We start from the raw sequence: 15,801 nt of genomic DNA on the forward strand, positions 1-15,801 counted from the left end.
TTAGGGTGTCCCGGGCATGTTTCGCGCAAAGCGTGCGCTGGTATGATGCGCGGTATGCCCATGCCTTTCCCCGATTCCCCGAACGCCGGTTCCCCGCGTGCCGGTGCTCTGCGCGCCGCGCCCGCGCGCCTCGTCCGCTACGTCCGCTCCCGCTCGCCCCGATGGTTCGCCGGCGCGGCGGCCGTCATCCTGTGCGCGGTGACGCTGTGCCTGCCGAGCGCGTATGCGACCGAATGGCCCGGACCCACCCGCGACGTGCTCGGCGCCGTCCCGTCCGGGAAGGGCGACGCCTCCCAGGTGATCGGCGTGACCGGCATCGCCACGCACAAGGATTCCGGCCGCCTCCTGCTCGTCACGATCTCCGCGAACGGCGTGCCCGGCTATCCGCTGACCAACGCCGAAGTGATCTGGTCGTGGCTCGACCCGCAGCGCGTCGTCACGCCGCGCGAGGCGGTCGTGCCGGCCGGCCAGACCACCGACGAGTACCGCAAGGAGACGAGCAAGGAGATGACCTCCTCGCAGGATGACGCCGTGAAGGCGGCGAAGCGCTTCCTGAAGAAGAAGGGCGTCGACGTGTCCGGCATGAAGGTCGCGATGCACGTCGACGACATCGGCGGCCCGTCCGCCGGCATGATGTACACGCTCGGCCTCATCGACAAGGTCACCCCGGAAAACGAGACCGGCGGCAGGACGATCGCCGGCACCGGCACCATCGACGCGAAGGGGAAGGTCGGGCGCATCGGCGGCATCCGGCTCAAGATGATCGGCGCGAAACGCGACGGCGCCACCTGGTTCCTCGCGCCGAAGTCCAACTGCAACGAGGTCGTCGGCCACGTGCCGGACGGGCTGCGCGACGTGAGCGTGTCCACGCTCGACGAGGCGTACGCGGCGCTTGTCGCCATCGGCGAGGGCAAGGGGGAGTCCCTGCCGCACTGCGTGGCGAAGTGAGGCGGCGGGGCGGGCGCGCGCGGCGTCGCGCCGACCGCCGCCATGCGCGTCTCGCCGCGCGTCCGTCTCATTTTTCCCCGTTTGTTAACGCTCCTGTTCGCCGTGTGTTGGTATTGTGGTCTGCGTGAATCAAACCGCATCACAGAACGCTGAGGAATTTGGGTTTAAACCCGGCGACATCGTGCAGGAATGGCTGTGGGATGACGACGTGGACGATACGATCCGTGAGAAGATCGAGAATCTGACCGGGCAGGATCTCGTCGACGAGGACTACGACTCCGCCGTGGACGGCGTGATTCTGTGGTGGCGGGACGGCGACGACGAGGACGAGCTGTCCGACACGATCGTCGACGCGTACGCCGTGCTCGGCGACGACGGTCCGCTGTGGGTGCTCACCCCGAAGCCCGGACGCGACGGCGCCGCGAGCTCCAGCACCGTGCAGTCCGCCGCGAAGACCGCGGGCATGAACGCGGCCACGCCGATCACCGTGAGCCCCGACTGGAACGGCATCCATCTGCGCGCCTACGGCAAGGGCCGCTGACGGCCTGATACGACGAAGAGGCTTGGAATCCGCATGATTCCAAGCCTCTTCGGTCGATTGTGGGCGATGAGGGGCTCGAACCCCCGACATCCACCGTGTAAAGGTGGCGCTCTAGCCGACTGAGCTAATCGCCCGCACCGCAACACCATAGCGTAACCCCCGGCGAAACACGCGAAGACGGCCGCACGCGGGGGTCCGGGCGCCCGGCCGCGTCCCAACAATCACGTAAGGTGACTGACAGTACCGTTCGTTCCTCTAGGAGGTTGATAGCCCATGGCGCAGCAATCCGAAGCCGGAATCCCCAGGGCAGGCAAGCGCAAGTGGGGCTACGACCCCGCCCAGGTGGACGCGTTTCTGGAGCGGGCGCACGCGTTGTACGACAGCGACGGCGCCCAGCTGACGCAGCGGGACATCCAGAACGTGTCCTTCGATCTGACCCGCGGCGGCTATGAGGTCGCCCAGGTGGACGCGGCGCTCGCCCGCCTCGAACGCGCCGTGGTCGACAAGCAGACCACGTGGGAGATCTCCCAGCACGGGCGCATCGCGTGGAAGGCGAAGACGGAGGAGCTGTACCGCGAGATCGTCAAGCATCTCGACCGCGCCGAAGGCGAACGCTTCGGCTCCGGCAAGCCGCGCACCCCCTCCTACGACCGCAAGCAGGTCGACAGGCTCTCCGACCAGATCGCCGACAAGGCGGCCTCCGAGCTCGGGCTCGACGGCGTATCCAAGAAGGACGTGGGCGACCTCGACAAGATCACCGCGGACTTCGTCTCCAACTCCGTGTTCACGCAGCGCAAGGGCAAGAAGGGCTACGACGAGCGCCAGGTCGACTACTTCCTCAACACGTGCGCGCAGCTGCTGAGCCGTCTCGAATCCTTCGCCCGCATCGCCGACTACATCACCACCGGCGACGATGACGCCTCCGCTTCCGTGTCCGCGCAGTCGGCGTCGTCCGACGCCGCGCCGGTCGACGGCGTCGCCCCGCTGTTCTCCCCGGACGCCCAGTACCAGCGTCCGGCCGCGCCGCAGGCCGACGTCTCCGATGCGCCGCAGAGCTACGCGCCGCCGGCCGTCGCGCCCGCCCCGCCCGTCGCCGCGGCCCCGGCACAGGCCGCGTCCGCGCCCGTCGTGCCGGCTCGAGACGCCGCGGCCCGCGCCGAGAGCTTCGACGCGTTGAGCCAGGCCGAGCAGAGCCTGTTCACCCCGTCGCCCGAGCCGCCGGTCGCCTCGCCGTCCGTCGTGCTCGCCGGCAACGCCGCCGCGGCGTCCGTCGCGTCCACGCCGGTCGCCCCGGCCGCGTCTACGCCGGCGGTCGCCCCCGCGGTCACGCCGGTCGTGACGCCTGCTCCGGCCACGGCTCCCGTACAGACGGTTCCGGTGCAGCCGGTGGCCGCCGCGCAGGCCACGGTCCCGGTCCAGACGGTTCCCGTACAGACGATGCCGGTGCAGACGGCTCCGGTCGAGCCGGCGGCCCCCGTCGCCCAGCCTGTCTCCTTCACGCCGTCCGTGCAGTCGGTGCATGCGGCGCAACCGGTGACTCCGGCTCCGGTCGTGACGCCCGCTCCGGTGCAGACTGTTCCGGTGCAGGCCGCACCGTCCTTCGCGCCCGCCCAGACCGCCGCGGCTCCCGCAGCCGCGCCCATCGAGGTCTCCGCGCAGCCGGTGCAGCCGGCGCCGTCGACGTACCCGACCCAGCCGATCAGCGTCGCGGCTACCGCGCAGCCGGTCGCGCAGCCCGCTCCCGTGGCCGCGGCTCCCGCGACCCACGAGACGACCGTCCCTGCCCCCGCCGCGGCCTCCGAACCTGAGCCCACCACCGGCTCTTTGGCCGCCCTGGCCCATATGGCCGCGGTCTCGCAGGAGTTCCCGGCCATCGACGCGCCGTCGTTCACGCCGCAGATGCCGCGCCTCGACATCCCGTCCGTGACGTCCTCGCAGGCTCCGGTCGCGGCCCCCGCGCCGGCGCCCACCCGCGCGTCGCACGCGGCGCATGCGGCCCACGCCGCGCCGGCCCAGGCCAATCCGGCCCCGGCCCCCGCGGTCCAGGCCAATCCGTTCTCGTTGCTGTCCACCGATGACGGCAACCTCGAAATCCCCAACCTGTCGTTCCCGGGTCTCGGCAACGACGAAAAGAAGCAGCAGTGATCCACAGCAACACCGTCGTCATCCTGGGCTCCACCGGCTCCATCGGCACCCAGGGACTGGACGTCATCTCCCGCCACCCCGAACGTTTCACCGTCGTCGGCCTCGCCGCCGGCGGCGCGCACATCGACCTGCTCGCGCGGCAGGCCGCCGAGTTCCACGTGCCGCAGGTCGCCGTCTTCGACGAGACGAAGGCGGCCGCGCTGCGCGAGGCACTCGAGCAGGCCGGCGCGAAGCACACGCAGGTGCAGGCCGGACCGGACGCGGTCATCGCGATGGCCGGCTCCGGCGCGAACGTCGTGCTCAACGGCATCACCGGCTCGATCGGCCTCGAACCGTCGATCGCCGCGCTGAGGGCCGGCTCGCAGCTCGCCCTCGCCAACAAGGAGTCCGTCGTCGCCGGCGGCCACCTGTTGTTCGGCGCGCAGACGCGCGAGGACCAGATCAACCCGGTCGATTCCGAACATTCCGCGATCTGGCAGTCGCTGCGCTCCGGCACGCACGCCGAAGTGGCGCGCCTCGTCGTCACCGCCTCCGGCGGCCCGTTCCGCGGCATGAAACGCGACCAGATGACCGATATCACGCCCGAGCAGGCGCTCAACCACCCGACGTGGAACATGGGCCCGGTCGTCACCATCAACTCGTCCACGCTGATGAACAAGGGCCTCGAGGTCATCGAGGCGTCCCGACTGTTCGACATCCCGCCCGAACGCGTCGCCGTGACCGTGCACCCGCAGTCCATCGTCCATTCGATGGTCGAATTCGTCGACGGCGCGACCATCTGCCAGGCCTCCCCGCCGGACATGCGCCTGCCGATCGCGCTCGGCCTGTCCGCGCCGGCGCGCATGCCGAACGTGGCCGCCGCGTGCGACTGGACGAAGGCCGCCTCGTGGACGTTCGAGCCGCTCGACGACGAGGCGTTCCCCGCCGTCTCCCTCGCGCGCCACTGCCTCAACGCCTCCGAGAAGCACACGGCGGTCCTCAACGCCGCCAACGAGCAGGCCGTGCACGCGTTCCTCGAGCATCGCCTGCCCTACCTCGGCATCGTCGACACGGTCAGGGCCGTGCTCGACCTGATGGACGCCGAGCTGCGCGGCGACCCGCTGTTCCGTGACGTGGAGGAAATGGAACAGCTCGAACGCGAGGCCCGCGCCAAGGCCGACGAGCTGATAGACAAGCAGTGATGAATACGTTGAATACCGTGAACCCCGTCAACAAACCGTTCCGCAAGACCGGCGACCCGGTCGAGCTGACCAGCGAGTCGCCGCTCCACCCGCGCCGCAAATCCCGCCGCATCATGGTCGGCCCGGTGCCGGTCGGCGGCGGCGCGCCCATCTCCGTGCAATCGATGACCAACACGCTCACCGCGGACGTGCCCGCCACACTCCAGCAGATCGCCGAGCTCACGGCCGCCGGCTGCGACATCGTGCGCGTCGCCGTCCCGAGCCAGGACGACGCTGACGCGCTGCCCGAGATCTGCCGCAAGTCGCCGATTCCGGTCATCGCCGACATCCACTTCCAGTCGAAGTACGTGTTCCAGGCGATCGACGCCGGCTGTGCGGCCGTGCGCGTCAACCCGGGCAACATCCGCAAGTTCGACCAGGTCGGCCCCGACATCTGCAAGGCCGCGACCGACGCGGGCATCTCCCTGCGCATCGGCGTGAACGCCGGCTCGCTCGACAAGGAGCTGTACGCCAAGTACGGCGGGCCGACCCCCGAAGCGCTCGTCGCCTCCGCGTTGAAGGAGGCCCACATGTTCGAGGACGTCGGCTTCCACGACTTCAAGATCTCCGTCAAGCACCACGACGTGATCACGATGGTCCAGACCTACCGCCTGCTCGCCTCCAAGGGCGACTGGCCGCTGCACCTCGGCGTCACCGAGGCCGGTCCGCAATGGCAGGGCACCATCAAGTCGTGCCTCGCGTTCGGCGCCCTGCTCGCCGAAGGCATCGGCGACACGATCCGCGTCTCCCTCTCCGCCCCGCCCGTCGAAGAGGTGAAGGTCGGCTGCAAGCTGCTCGAATACATGGGCCTGCGCCCGCGCAAGTTCGACATCATCTCCTGCCCGAGCTGCGGCCGCGCCCAAGTGGACGTCATCCAGCTCGCCTCCGCCGTGACCGACGGCCTCAAGAACGTGACCGCGCCGATCCGCGTGGCCGTTATGGGCTGCATCGTCAACGGCCCGGGCGAGGCGCGCGAGGCCGACCTCGGCGTCGCCTCCGGCAACGGCAAGGGCCAGATCTTCATCAAGGGCAAGGTCATCAAGACCGTGCCCGAGGACCAGATCGTCGAGACGCTGCTCGAGATCGCCAACGACATGGCCGCGAAGATGGAGGCCGCGGGCCAGGTGCCCGACGGCTCCACCGGTCCGGTCGTCGTGCCGATTCAGCATCCCGGCCACTGAGCCGGACGCGGGGGAGCGGCGTGACGCGCGACGAGCATGCATCGGACAGCACTGACGTGACACGGGACATGCCGTGGTCGCGATGGCGCAGGCTGTCCGTCAGCCTGCCGATCTTCATCATCCTGATCGGCCTGCTCGTCTCCGTGTCGAACCTCACCACCGTGCCGTGGGACAACGAACCGACCGGACGCACCGTCGCGACGCTCACCGACGACACGTCCGTCACGTTCGACGGCGCGTCGGGCGGCACCGCGACAGGCGCCGCGACGGCCGCCGGCGAAGGCGCGTACGACGTGAAGGAATCCGCGGTCTCCATCACCGTGCGCCGCGACGGCACGCAGGTCGGCGACGCGCGCCGGGTGAAGGTCGACGCCGCCGCGGACTCGACGTGGCGCGTGCACGGCGACGGCGACAGCGAGACGCAGGACGTGACCGTGCTCATCCGCCGACCGGCCGGGGCGGCCGGCAAACGCCCCGGCATCGTGTTCATGCACGGCGCCGGCTTCGGCACCGCCTACAACTCGTTCGGCGACATGGCCACGGCGCTCGCCTCGGCCGGTTTCGTCACCGCCGTCATCGACAAGCCCGTCTGGTCCACCACCGACATCACGCGCGACTATCCGGCCTCCGCGCGCGTCTACGACGCCGCGATCGGCCTGCTGCGCGCGCGGAGCGACGTGGACGCGGCCAAGGTCGGCATCTACGCGACCAGCGAATCCACGTGGATCTCGCAATACCTGCTCGCCGACGATCCGGACGTCGCGTTCCAGATTCTCCTGTCGCCGATGGTGTTCACGCCGCGCCGCTCGCTCGGCTTCTTCGTCTCCCAGGACTTCGCGCTTGTCGGCGCGAACGACGGCTACCAGTCGATCGTGCGCCGCGTGTTCAACGCGGACACGGCGCTGTTCGGCCTGCACAACTTCGACCTCGACCTGCCCGAGACGTCCGCCTATGCGATACCCACGCTCATCGCCTACGGGTCGAAGGACGTGATGACCGCGCAGGTCGACGGCGTCACGCACATGCTCGCCCTCGCCCACGCGGCCGGCAACAAGGACGTGACCGTACGCAGCTACCCGGTCGCCAACCACGTGCTGAGGCTCGGCGACGAGGCGGAGACCGGCACCAAATTCGCCGACGCCTACGTGGACGACGTGATCGCCTGGGCGTCCGGCACCGCCGCGGGACTGACCCAGACCTCGGAACGCGTCGCCGGCGACACGATCTACCAGTCGATCGCCGTGCCCGACGACCTCACGCCGCGACGCTCGCTCACCATCTACGGCACGGTGCTGCACGCGGGCATGCTCGTGCTGCTGCTGGCGACGCTCGTCGCCTGGCTTATCGCGCTGGGCCGGCGCATCGCGTTCCGGCTGCGGCGGCGCAACCGGGGCGTGCGCTACCCGGGGCTCGGATTCCGGCACGGATTCGGCAACGCGCTCGTCACGCTCACCGTCACCACGATGGCGACGCTCCTCCTGTTCGCCGCCGGCCTCGGCCAGGTGGTCATGGCCGTGGTCAGACTCGCCTGGGGCGCCGCGCCCGACGAGGAGCCGGGCATGATCTGGTGGAGCTGGCCGGTCATCGAGATCGTGTGCACGCTCGTCGTCTGGGCGTGGTCGCGCGTGTTCGCCCGGCTCATCGAAGTCGCCTCCCGGCGCGGCGTGCTGCGCTGGCCGCCCCGGCGCGACGCCATCCACGGCATCGTGACCGGACGCGAACCGGTGCTCGCCGACACGCGCTTCGGACGCGTCCTGTTCTGGCTCACCGCCGCTGCCATGCTCCACGTCCTCTTCTTCTTCGCCTTCTGGGGCCTCTTCGTCTACTGATTCGTTTCTTGCTCTGGTTTCTCTCTGGCGCCCCCTTGAGGGGGAGCTGTCGGTGAAGCCGACTGAGGGGGTGTCCCGGCCGCACGTCGCCGGTCACACGTCGCACCATAATGGGGAACCATGCCGCTGTATCGAGACGAAGGGGTGGTGCTGCGCACCGCGAAACTCGGCGAGGCCGACCGGATCATCACCCTGCTCACCCGCAACCACGGGAAGATCCGCGCCGTCGCCAAAGGCGTGCGCCGCGTCAAATCACGCTTCGGCGCACGTCTCGAACCGTTCATGCGCGCCGACCTGCTCATCGCGCAGGGGCGTTCGCTCGACGTCGTCTCCCAGGCCGAATCCGTCGCCGCCTACGCCGAACCGATCTGCGCCGACTACGACGCGTACACGGCCGCCAACGTGATCGTCGAGACCGCCGACAAGATCGTCGGCGCGGAGGAGGAGCGCGTGGCCGGCCAATACCGGCTGCTCATCGGCGCGCTGAACGCGCTCGCCAAGCACGCGCACGCCTCCGATCAGATCTCCGCCTCCTACGTGATGCGCGCGCTCGCGCTCGCCGGCTGGTCGCCGCGCCTGCACGCGTGCGTCGTATGCGGGCAACGGCGTTTCACGGATGGTTTCACAGGCGGTTCCACGGAAGGCGGCACGGCGGAAACCCAGCAGCCGCAACGTTTCACGGACGGTTTCACGGGCGGCCTTTCCGCCGGCGTGTACCTGTCCATCCCCGCCGGCGGCCTCATGTGCGCGAAGGACCACACGCCCGAGGCGAAGCGCATCACGCCGCTCGCACTCGCCCAGCTCGAGGCGCTGACCGACGGCGACTGGACGGAGCTCGACGGCCGCGGGCTCCTGCCCGAGACCGCGCGTCTCGTGGAGGATTGGGCCGAGTACTATCTGGAACGCCCGCTACGTTCCATGCGACTGCTAGATTGACAGACATGGCTTTCGAAAACGTGGACTACACGTCGCTGAACATCCCGGCGGCCCCCTTCTCCGACCCCTCCCGCATCCCCGACTTCCCCAAGGGCAAGGTGCCCCGCCACGTGGGCGTCATCATGGACGGCAACGGGCGTTGGGCCAAGGAGCGCGGCATGATCCGCACCAACGGCCACCAGGCCGCCGAACCGGTCGTGTTCGACACGATCGCCGGCGCGATCGAGGCGGGCGTGCGCTACCTGTCGCTGTACACGTTCTCCACCGAGAACTGGAAGCGCAGCCCGCAGGAGGTGCGCTTCCTCATGGGCTTCTCGCGTGAGATCATCCACCGCCGCGTCGCGCAGATGGACGAGTGGGGCGTGCGTGTGCGCTGGTCCGGCCGCCGTCCGAAGCTGTGGAAGTCCGTCATCGACGAGCTCGAGGTCGCGCAGGAGCGCACGAAGCACAACAAGGTCATCGACGTGGTGTTCTGCATCAACTACGGCGGCCGCGCCGAGATCGCCGACGCCTGCGCCGCCATCGCGAAGGACGTGCGCGATGGGAAGATCAGCGGCGACCGCGTCACCGAGAAGATGATCGCCGACCACCTCTACCTGCCCGACGTGCCCGACTGCGATCTGGTGATCCGCACCTCCGGCGAGCAGCGCACCTCGAACTTCCTGCCCTGGCAGGCCGCCTATGCCGAGCTCGACTTCGTGCCCGAACTCTTCCCCGACTGCGGCCGCGAGGTCCTGTGGCGCTCCATCGACCACTACATCCACCGCGATCGCAGGTTCGGCGGCGTGAAGAAGTGAGTCGGGGAGGCGTCAGAGATACCTCAGCAGCGGCCGGGCGTCGCACATCATGGCGAGACGGTCGGTGAACTCGCCGACGAAACGGTCCGCGTCCACGCCGAGGGCGACGTGGACGCGCGGCACGTCCGGCGTGACGAGCCCCACGGGGTCGCCGGTGGTGCGTCCGCGCACGCCGGTGAAGTCGCCGGTCGCCGTCTCGGCGCGCAGGGCGACGTCGAACGTGGAGACCAGCGTCGGGTCGAGGGCGACCGCCGCGGCCAGCGGGTCGTGCAACGGCATGCCGGCCGCGAAGAGCTTCGGATCGGCGTTGCGGTTCGCGGCGATGGAGAATCCGACGATCCGCGCGAGGAACCGGCCGCGGTCGGTGCCGGCGTCGAGCCATCGGGCGACCGCGCGCCGCGGCAGCAGGCACTGGTGCGTCACGTCGAGGCCGACCATCGTCACGTCCGCACCGGAATGGAACACGCGGTCCGCGGCCTCCGGGTCCTGGATGATGTTCGTTTCGGCCACCGCGTCCCAGCAGTTGCCCGGCTGGGTGAGCGTGCCGCCCATCATCACGAGTCTGAGCCTCGGGGCGATGTCCGGCGCGCGTCGGATCGCCGCGTCCACGTCGGTGAGCGGTCCGGTGGAGAGCACCGTCACGCGGCGGCCGAACATGCGCACCGCGTCGATGAGGAAGTCGATGCCGTCCCCGTCCGTGTCCAGACCGGCGTAGGCCGTGGACGTGGGCCGGTGGGGGCGGCCGTACGATAATCCGGCGACGGGACGGGAGGCTGCCGGCGAGGCCGGAGCCGCCGGATTCGCATGCGGGTCGTCCGTCCGGTAGCCGCCCACGGACACGATTGCGCCTTTCGGTACCGACGGTTCGGACGGTTCGGACGGTTCGGCCGCCGCCGCGCCGACGGTCCCGCCCAGCCCATCGGCCCCATGGAACTGCGCGCATCCCGCGTCGGGGATGAACGCGTCCGCCCATGAGGGATGCGTCGAGGAACGGAACACGGGGACGTCGCGCCCGCCGAACAGGTCGAGCACGATCCGCGTGTTCCGTTCGGCCGTGGCCGCGTCCACGTTCCCGTAGCCGGCGAGCACGCCGAGCAGTTCGCATTCGCCCGCCGAGGCGAGCAGATACGCGAGCGCCATCGCGTCGTCGACGCCCGTGTCCACGCACGCGACGACGCGGGTCCTGCAGGCCGTATGGTCGATGTCCATATGATCGTCCCCTCCCATGATGGCTATGCCGACCAGTCTACCGAACGACAAAGCCCCCTCGTCAGAGGGGGCTGTAAGGGGAGCCGACTGGGGGAGAGCACGCCGTCGTATATCCGCGGTCGACTACCCCTCAGTCCCGCTTCGCGGGCCGGCTCCCCTGACAAGGGGAGCCGTTACAGAGTCGGCGTTACTTGCCGAGGAACTCGTTGGTGGCGAAGTCCTTCGTGTTCGGGGCCTGGTGGATCACCTTGTCGTGGGAATCCGTGTAGGCGTCCTCCTGGGCGAGGAAGTCGAAGTACTTCTGCGGTTCGACGAAGTCGTTGGTGCCGAGCACGAACGAGCCGTCCTTGATCTTGGCCGGGTCGCCCCAATACTGGCCGTCGACGATGGTCTGCATGCTCTTGCGCACGAACTTCGTCTCGAGGTTCGCGTCCGGCGCCTCCTTGACGAGGATGTCGGCCGCGTCGTCCGGGTGGGAGTATGCGTACTCGTAGCCCTTCTGGGTGGCCTGCGTGAACTTCTTCACGAGGTCCGGGTTCTCCTTGATGGTCTTGTCGCTGGTGATCACGCCGATCGCGTCCGCGTTGCCGGGCACGCCGTAGTCGGGCTCGGTGAAGCAGTTGAGCTTCGGGCCGTACATGTCGGCCTGCACGCCCTCCCAGGTGGCGTAGAAGCCACCGAAGTCGGCCTTGCCGGATTCGAGCGTCTTGAACGTGGAGGTGCCGACGGTCACCTTGTCGAACTCGCCCTTGCCGCCGTCGGTCTGGATCATGCGGCGCACCACCGCGTCGGACTCGTTGGAGCCGAACGTGGCGAACGTCTTGCCGTCCAGGTCCTTCGGGGACTTGATGGCGGTGTTCGAGGCGAGCGCGCACCAGATGGCGCTCGGCTTCTGCTGGACCTGCAGCACCTGCTTGAGGTGCGCGCCCTTGAGGTTGTACATGCCCACGTTGGTGAGGTTGGACAGCGCGAAGTCGGCGTTGCCGTTGTTCACGGCCTGCTCGGCGCCGGCCTGCGCGACGGCCACGATGTCCACGTCGAGGCCTTGGTCCTTGAACCAACCCTTGTTCTTGGCCACGTAGACGCCGATGTGGTTCGTGTCCGGCGCCCAGGACAGCATGAACGTGACCTTCTTGAGGCCGTCGGTGGAGGAGGAGTCGTTGCTCTGGCCGCACGCGGCGACGCCGATCGTCATGGCGATCGCGCCCACGAGGGCGATGGCCTTGGTCACAAGGCTGTGCTTCATGATGAATCCCTAGTTCGTTGTCTCTCAACCGTTCTCTGGGTGTCGCTCCGGGCGGACAATCGGCAGAGAACGGCATGGAGGGCCTGACAGTCCGCCCGACCGGCGCCCCGGCCCCCTCCCATGCGAAGCGAAAAAAGGGGAGAGGGGGCCGTTTGCCACACGCCGGACAAGCGCTTGCCATTATAGAGGGGAGGGTAGAGGAGGCTTATCTCATTTCTCTTTTTTTCGTATCCATCGATATCTACAATCGACTCTGTGGGTGGAAGGCTGAATCGTTTACGCTCGATGAATCGAAAGGGTCGCGGTAATGGTAGCTATGAACTTCTCATAGGTCAACGTCGGACTGGGCTCCGTAACCATTCCTGTGTCTGGATCGGCATATACCAGCCATACTGCCTGATACAGGTTTGATGCTCTCAGTCTTTCGCACAAAATTCGGAATCTGTCCAAGTACGAGGCATTCTCGAATACGGAATCCGTGTCGAAAAGCGTTTGCTGTGTGGTTCGCCCGGCATCTCGGCTTTGTTTACAATTCTTGACAATCATGACATAGCCGAGCGCCGGAGGCATGGCGTCGGCGCCATAAAGGTGTTCGGAGAACGCTGCGTGAGCGTCGGCTGCACTTCCCAGGGCCTCCTCGGCTCTGTTGTTCGCGTTGTTCCCGAACGAACTGGTGATGGATTTCAGTTCAATCGCCGCCACCAAATCGTCATCGCCGTTAAGAGCGACTATGTCCCAGTTCTTCGAGCGCCGATACCAGCCGGGAAGACGGAGTTGATACGCCGTGCCGTCAAAAATGTCGTCGGGGGAGAATCCTCCGGCAATGAGGTCCTCGCGAATCAAATCGGCGAGTGGGTCGAGATGCCGTCCTGACGTGGCTTCGGCTCTGCGTCCACGATCGATGTCGCCGGCGGTACGTTGCCGTTGGGCGGCTTCCTCAAGCATGCGGTACATTTGCAGAATCGCCGCTTTGACGTCGTTTCTCATGACAAGGCCTCCTTATACGCCTGTCGTGTCGAAATGGTGGCTAGTTCCCTGTCTCCGTTGTGAAACGCCTGAGCCAGAGCCTCGCGCGTCGGGCGAGCGATATCACTGTATTGGGGAACGTGGAGTAGCCGCAGATACTGGGCTTGAAAACGGAGTGTCCTCCCGCGCATTTTCACTCCGAGACAATCGATGAACGTCTTGGTCTGATCGCTCATCAGCAATCCGCCGAGTACTGGTAGATCCCACACATCGCTGGCAATCCAGTAGCAATTGTGGTGCGGGTATTTTCCTCGACTGAGAATGGGGTCCGGTGTCGCGGCCATATCGGGCATAAGCAACAGGTCGCGGTGCATGAGGGATGGGTTGAGTTTGTCGATTGTTCGGTACCACGCCGAAGTGTGTTTCTTGGCTACATGTCGCTTGACGAGTTTGGTGCGATTGTCGTTGAAATAGGCCTCCATAATCGGATAATCATTGAGATTCACCAAAGAACCATCCGGATTCCATGGATTGACCAGCCAGCGTTGCTTGTTGATATGACGTCGATGATCGCGCATATAGAACAATGGCAGCATCCGATCCTTTTCTACGAGATCGGGATTATCCGTCACGAAGACCGCATCACAGCCCGTAGCTACTCCGATACCAAGGTTCACGCCCGTTGACTCCAATTTGGGTAGCCGCTCCTGAGCCCGCAGCACGAATCGCATATCGTCGGGGGTTCCCAGCGGAAACATATCTGATGGGCATTGCGGTTTTCGGGCGATTGCTGCGGAAAATCGCAATCCGGATACCTCGGATGGGGTGCTTATCCATGCGAGCACCGAGGATGCGTCCGAATCGGTAAAATTCGACGCGCAGTCTATGTATTTCAATGATTCAGATGAACGGGATTTTGTAATGAGGGTGATTGCCGGATAAGCATCTACCTCTTCTGCAAACGCATCTACGCCGTGCATGCGGACCAATGTGTCGAGATTCGCCTCGGTAGCGATCTTTTCGCGTAGGCGAGTGCCGTATTGATTCTGCAGCCATCGATCGGAGCAGATGAAGCAAAGTTTGCCGCCTGGCTTAAGCGAGTCGATGCCGTGGTCAAAGAATCCGACGTAAATGTCGGTTCCTGCTGTCATCGAATTGCTGACCGCCATGTACCGTTCGCGTGTGGCGGTATCCATATCTGTGGCACGGATGTAGGGAGGATTGCCGATGACCCAATCTGCTTCGGGAATTCCGGATAGGAGGAAATCGTCTTTGGTGATCCATCGGACGGTCAAAGCCTTCGCGATGCTTTCGGGGCAACCATATTGGTGCAGAATCCCCGCGGCGGATTCCCGGCAACGATTCACCGCCTGCTCATCGATATCGTACGCGCGTACTGCATCACCCAGCTGTTTCCATTCTTCATCGGAGGTGGGGGTGGAATCGGCAAGGAGCCGATGTACGATTTCTCCGAGAAAAGCGCCGTCGCCGCAACTGGGTTCGACCACGAGACGCTCCGATAGCGCCTTTCCGCGATTTGCGACGTATCCAGCCATGTCGAGCATGAGCTGCACCACCCAAGGTTTGGTATATACGACTCCCGCTGTTTCCTGATTCATCCTCCCCAGTGTATTACCTTGGTCGTCATGAGGGGTGGCGGATGAACCTGCGTGGTGTCACGAATGATATTCATGACACCACGCTCACTGGTCGGCGTCGGGATCGGCGTCGTCGCCGACCGGGCCGAGCAGCAGGCGCTCGCTCAGGTTCACGGCGATGAGCAGCAGGCAGGTCATCGCGATGATCGTGAACGTGGCGGAGAAGATGAGCGGCGTGCGGAACGAGTTGTACGCGGCCTGCAGCCAGATGCCGAGGCCCTTGCGCGCGCCCAGGTATTCGGCGGTGGAGGCGGTGGCGAAGATGTACGCGGCGGTCACGCGGATGCCGCCGTAGATCTGGCGGGCCGCGACGCGGAGCTTCACGTGCCACAGGGTCCACCAGCGGGTCGCCCCGCAGGTCAGGGCCACGTCCGAATAGAATTCGGGCACCGCCTCGAGCCCGCGCACGGTCTGCACGGCCACCGGGAACAGGCCGAACACGGCGGTGATGACGATCTTGCCGGACGTCTCGAAGCCGAACCAGATGAGGAACAGCGGCGCGATGGAGATGAGCGGCATGGTCTGCGCGGCGGCGAGCAGCGGGTAGAACGCGGCGTTGAACACGCGCGAGCAGTACAGTCCGATGCCGACGAGCACGCCCAGCAGCACGGCGAACAGGAATCCGACGACGCCCTCGTACGTGGTCACGGCAGCCGCCGGTCCGAGCGTCGGCCATACCTCGATCGTCGCCTGGAGGATCTCGCTCGGCGCGGGAATCATCGTGGAGGGCACGTGGCCGATGCGCACCCACGCCTCCCAGACGCCGAACAGCGCGACCACGGCGATGATGGTGGGGATGCGGCGCGAGACCGCCGCGATGACGCGCGTCCACGCGGACGGTTCCGTCGGTCCCGCGTGCGGGGTCGTGTGCGTCGTTCCTGTCATGAGGGTCACCTTGCTTCCTTCTCGCGGCCGGGACGTGGGACAGTAAGGTGAGGAGCCTGCGCGTCGTCCGGTCGCATCGTGTCGTTCGCGCGCCGCCGTTCCCGGCCGGCGCGCGTCTGCCGCACACAGTATAGGCCGTGACGGGGCCGTCCGCGGGCCGTCGCGGCCGCGCCGCCGCGCGCGGGACGGCGACGGCCTTGACGGCGCCTCGGCGACGCTCTTGTGGTATGATGGGACGCA

General features: G+C 66.8%; 13 protein-coding genes and 1 tRNA gene. 8 read left to right on the plus strand and 6 right to left on the minus strand.

Going from position 1 to position 15,801, the window contains the following annotated elements:
- Positions 1-60: 60 nt before the first annotated feature.
- Positions 61-948: a YlbL family protein gene (locus AC1AYN_RS01320; protein ID WP_476532303.1), complete on the plus strand. Its 888-nt coding sequence runs from the start codon at positions 61-63 to the stop codon at positions 946-948.
- Positions 949-1,072: 124 nt separating this feature from the next.
- Entirely contained in the window at positions 1,073-1,489 is a 417-nt protein-coding gene (locus tag AC1AYN_RS01325) for a DUF3052 domain-containing protein (RefSeq protein ID WP_476502592.1), read from the plus strand.
- A 60-nt stretch (positions 1,490-1,549) separates the two neighbouring features.
- Here AC1AYN_RS01325 and AC1AYN_RS01330 read toward each other — a convergent pair.
- Positions 1,550-1,623: transfer RNA gene (locus tag AC1AYN_RS01330), tRNA-Val, on the minus strand.
- A gap of 139 nt (positions 1,624-1,762) precedes the next feature.
- Here AC1AYN_RS01330 and AC1AYN_RS01335 point away from each other — a divergent pair.
- The 6 genes from AC1AYN_RS01335 to AC1AYN_RS01360 all read left to right on the plus strand — a co-directional run bounded on the left by AC1AYN_RS01335 (position 1,763) and on the right by AC1AYN_RS01360 (position 9,597).
- Complete coding sequence (locus AC1AYN_RS01335; protein WP_476531600.1) at positions 1,763-3,634, plus strand: DivIVA domain-containing protein; 1,872 nt, start codon at positions 1,763-1,765, stop codon at positions 3,632-3,634.
- Positions 3,634-4,815 carry a 1-deoxy-D-xylulose-5-phosphate reductoisomerase gene (gene dxr, locus AC1AYN_RS01340; RefSeq protein ID WP_476502628.1) on the plus strand — a complete coding sequence of 394 codons (1,182 nt, stop codon included), beginning with the start codon at positions 3,634-3,636 and terminating at the stop codon, positions 4,813-4,815. The genes AC1AYN_RS01335 and dxr overlap by 1 nt, the downstream gene beginning before the upstream one ends.
- On the plus strand, positions 4,815-6,035 hold the full coding sequence (gene ispG, locus AC1AYN_RS01345; RefSeq protein ID WP_476502594.1) for a flavodoxin-dependent (E)-4-hydroxy-3-methylbut-2-enyl-diphosphate synthase: 1,221 nt from the start codon (positions 4,815-4,817) through the stop codon (positions 6,033-6,035). Before dxr ends, ispG begins: the two co-directional genes overlap by 1 nt.
- A 68-nt stretch (positions 6,036-6,103) precedes the next feature.
- Positions 6,104-7,864, plus strand: coding sequence for an alpha/beta hydrolase family protein (locus tag AC1AYN_RS01350; RefSeq protein ID WP_476532304.1), 1,761 nt, complete (start codon positions 6,104-6,106; stop codon positions 7,862-7,864).
- Positions 7,865-7,984: 120 nt separating this feature from the next.
- Positions 7,985-8,800, plus strand: coding sequence for a DNA repair protein RecO (gene recO / locus AC1AYN_RS01355; RefSeq protein WP_476531602.1), 816 nt, complete (start codon positions 7,985-7,987; stop codon positions 8,798-8,800).
- A gap of 5 nt (positions 8,801-8,805) precedes the next feature.
- The gene (locus AC1AYN_RS01360; RefSeq protein WP_476502596.1) at positions 8,806-9,597 is read left to right on the plus strand and encodes an isoprenyl transferase; all 792 of its coding nucleotides are present in this window, start codon (positions 8,806-8,808) and stop codon (positions 9,595-9,597) included.
- Between the two features lie 12 nt (positions 9,598-9,609).
- Here AC1AYN_RS01360 and AC1AYN_RS01365 read toward each other — a convergent pair whose 3' ends face one another.
- The 5 genes from AC1AYN_RS01365 to AC1AYN_RS01385 form a co-directional block, all read right to left on the minus strand.
- A complete protein-coding gene (locus AC1AYN_RS01365) occupies positions 9,610-10,806 on the minus strand; it encodes a nucleoside hydrolase (protein WP_476531604.1) in 1,197 nt (398 codons plus the stop codon).
- 187 nt (positions 10,807-10,993) lie between these two features.
- Entirely contained in the window at positions 10,994-12,052 is a 1,059-nt protein-coding gene (locus AC1AYN_RS01370; protein WP_476531606.1) for an ABC transporter substrate-binding protein, read from the minus strand.
- 276 nt (positions 12,053-12,328) lie between these two features.
- Positions 12,329-13,039, minus strand: a complete 711-nt coding sequence (locus tag AC1AYN_RS01375; RefSeq protein ID WP_476502599.1) for a PaeR7I family type II restriction endonuclease — start codon at positions 13,037-13,039, stop codon at positions 12,329-12,331.
- Positions 13,036-14,637 carry an Eco57I restriction-modification methylase domain-containing protein gene (locus tag AC1AYN_RS01380; protein WP_476531608.1) on the minus strand — a complete coding sequence of 534 codons (1,602 nt, stop codon included), beginning with the start codon at positions 14,635-14,637 and terminating at the stop codon, positions 13,036-13,038. Before AC1AYN_RS01380 ends, AC1AYN_RS01375 begins: the two co-directional genes overlap by 4 nt.
- An 84-nt stretch (positions 14,638-14,721) precedes the next feature.
- Complete coding sequence (locus AC1AYN_RS01385; protein ID WP_476502601.1) at positions 14,722-15,561, minus strand: ABC transporter permease; 840 nt, start codon at positions 15,559-15,561, stop codon at positions 14,722-14,724.
- Between the last annotated feature and the right edge of the window lie 240 nt (positions 15,562-15,801).

The sequence above is a fragment of the Bifidobacterium sp. LH_413 genome, from assembly GCF_056357015.1.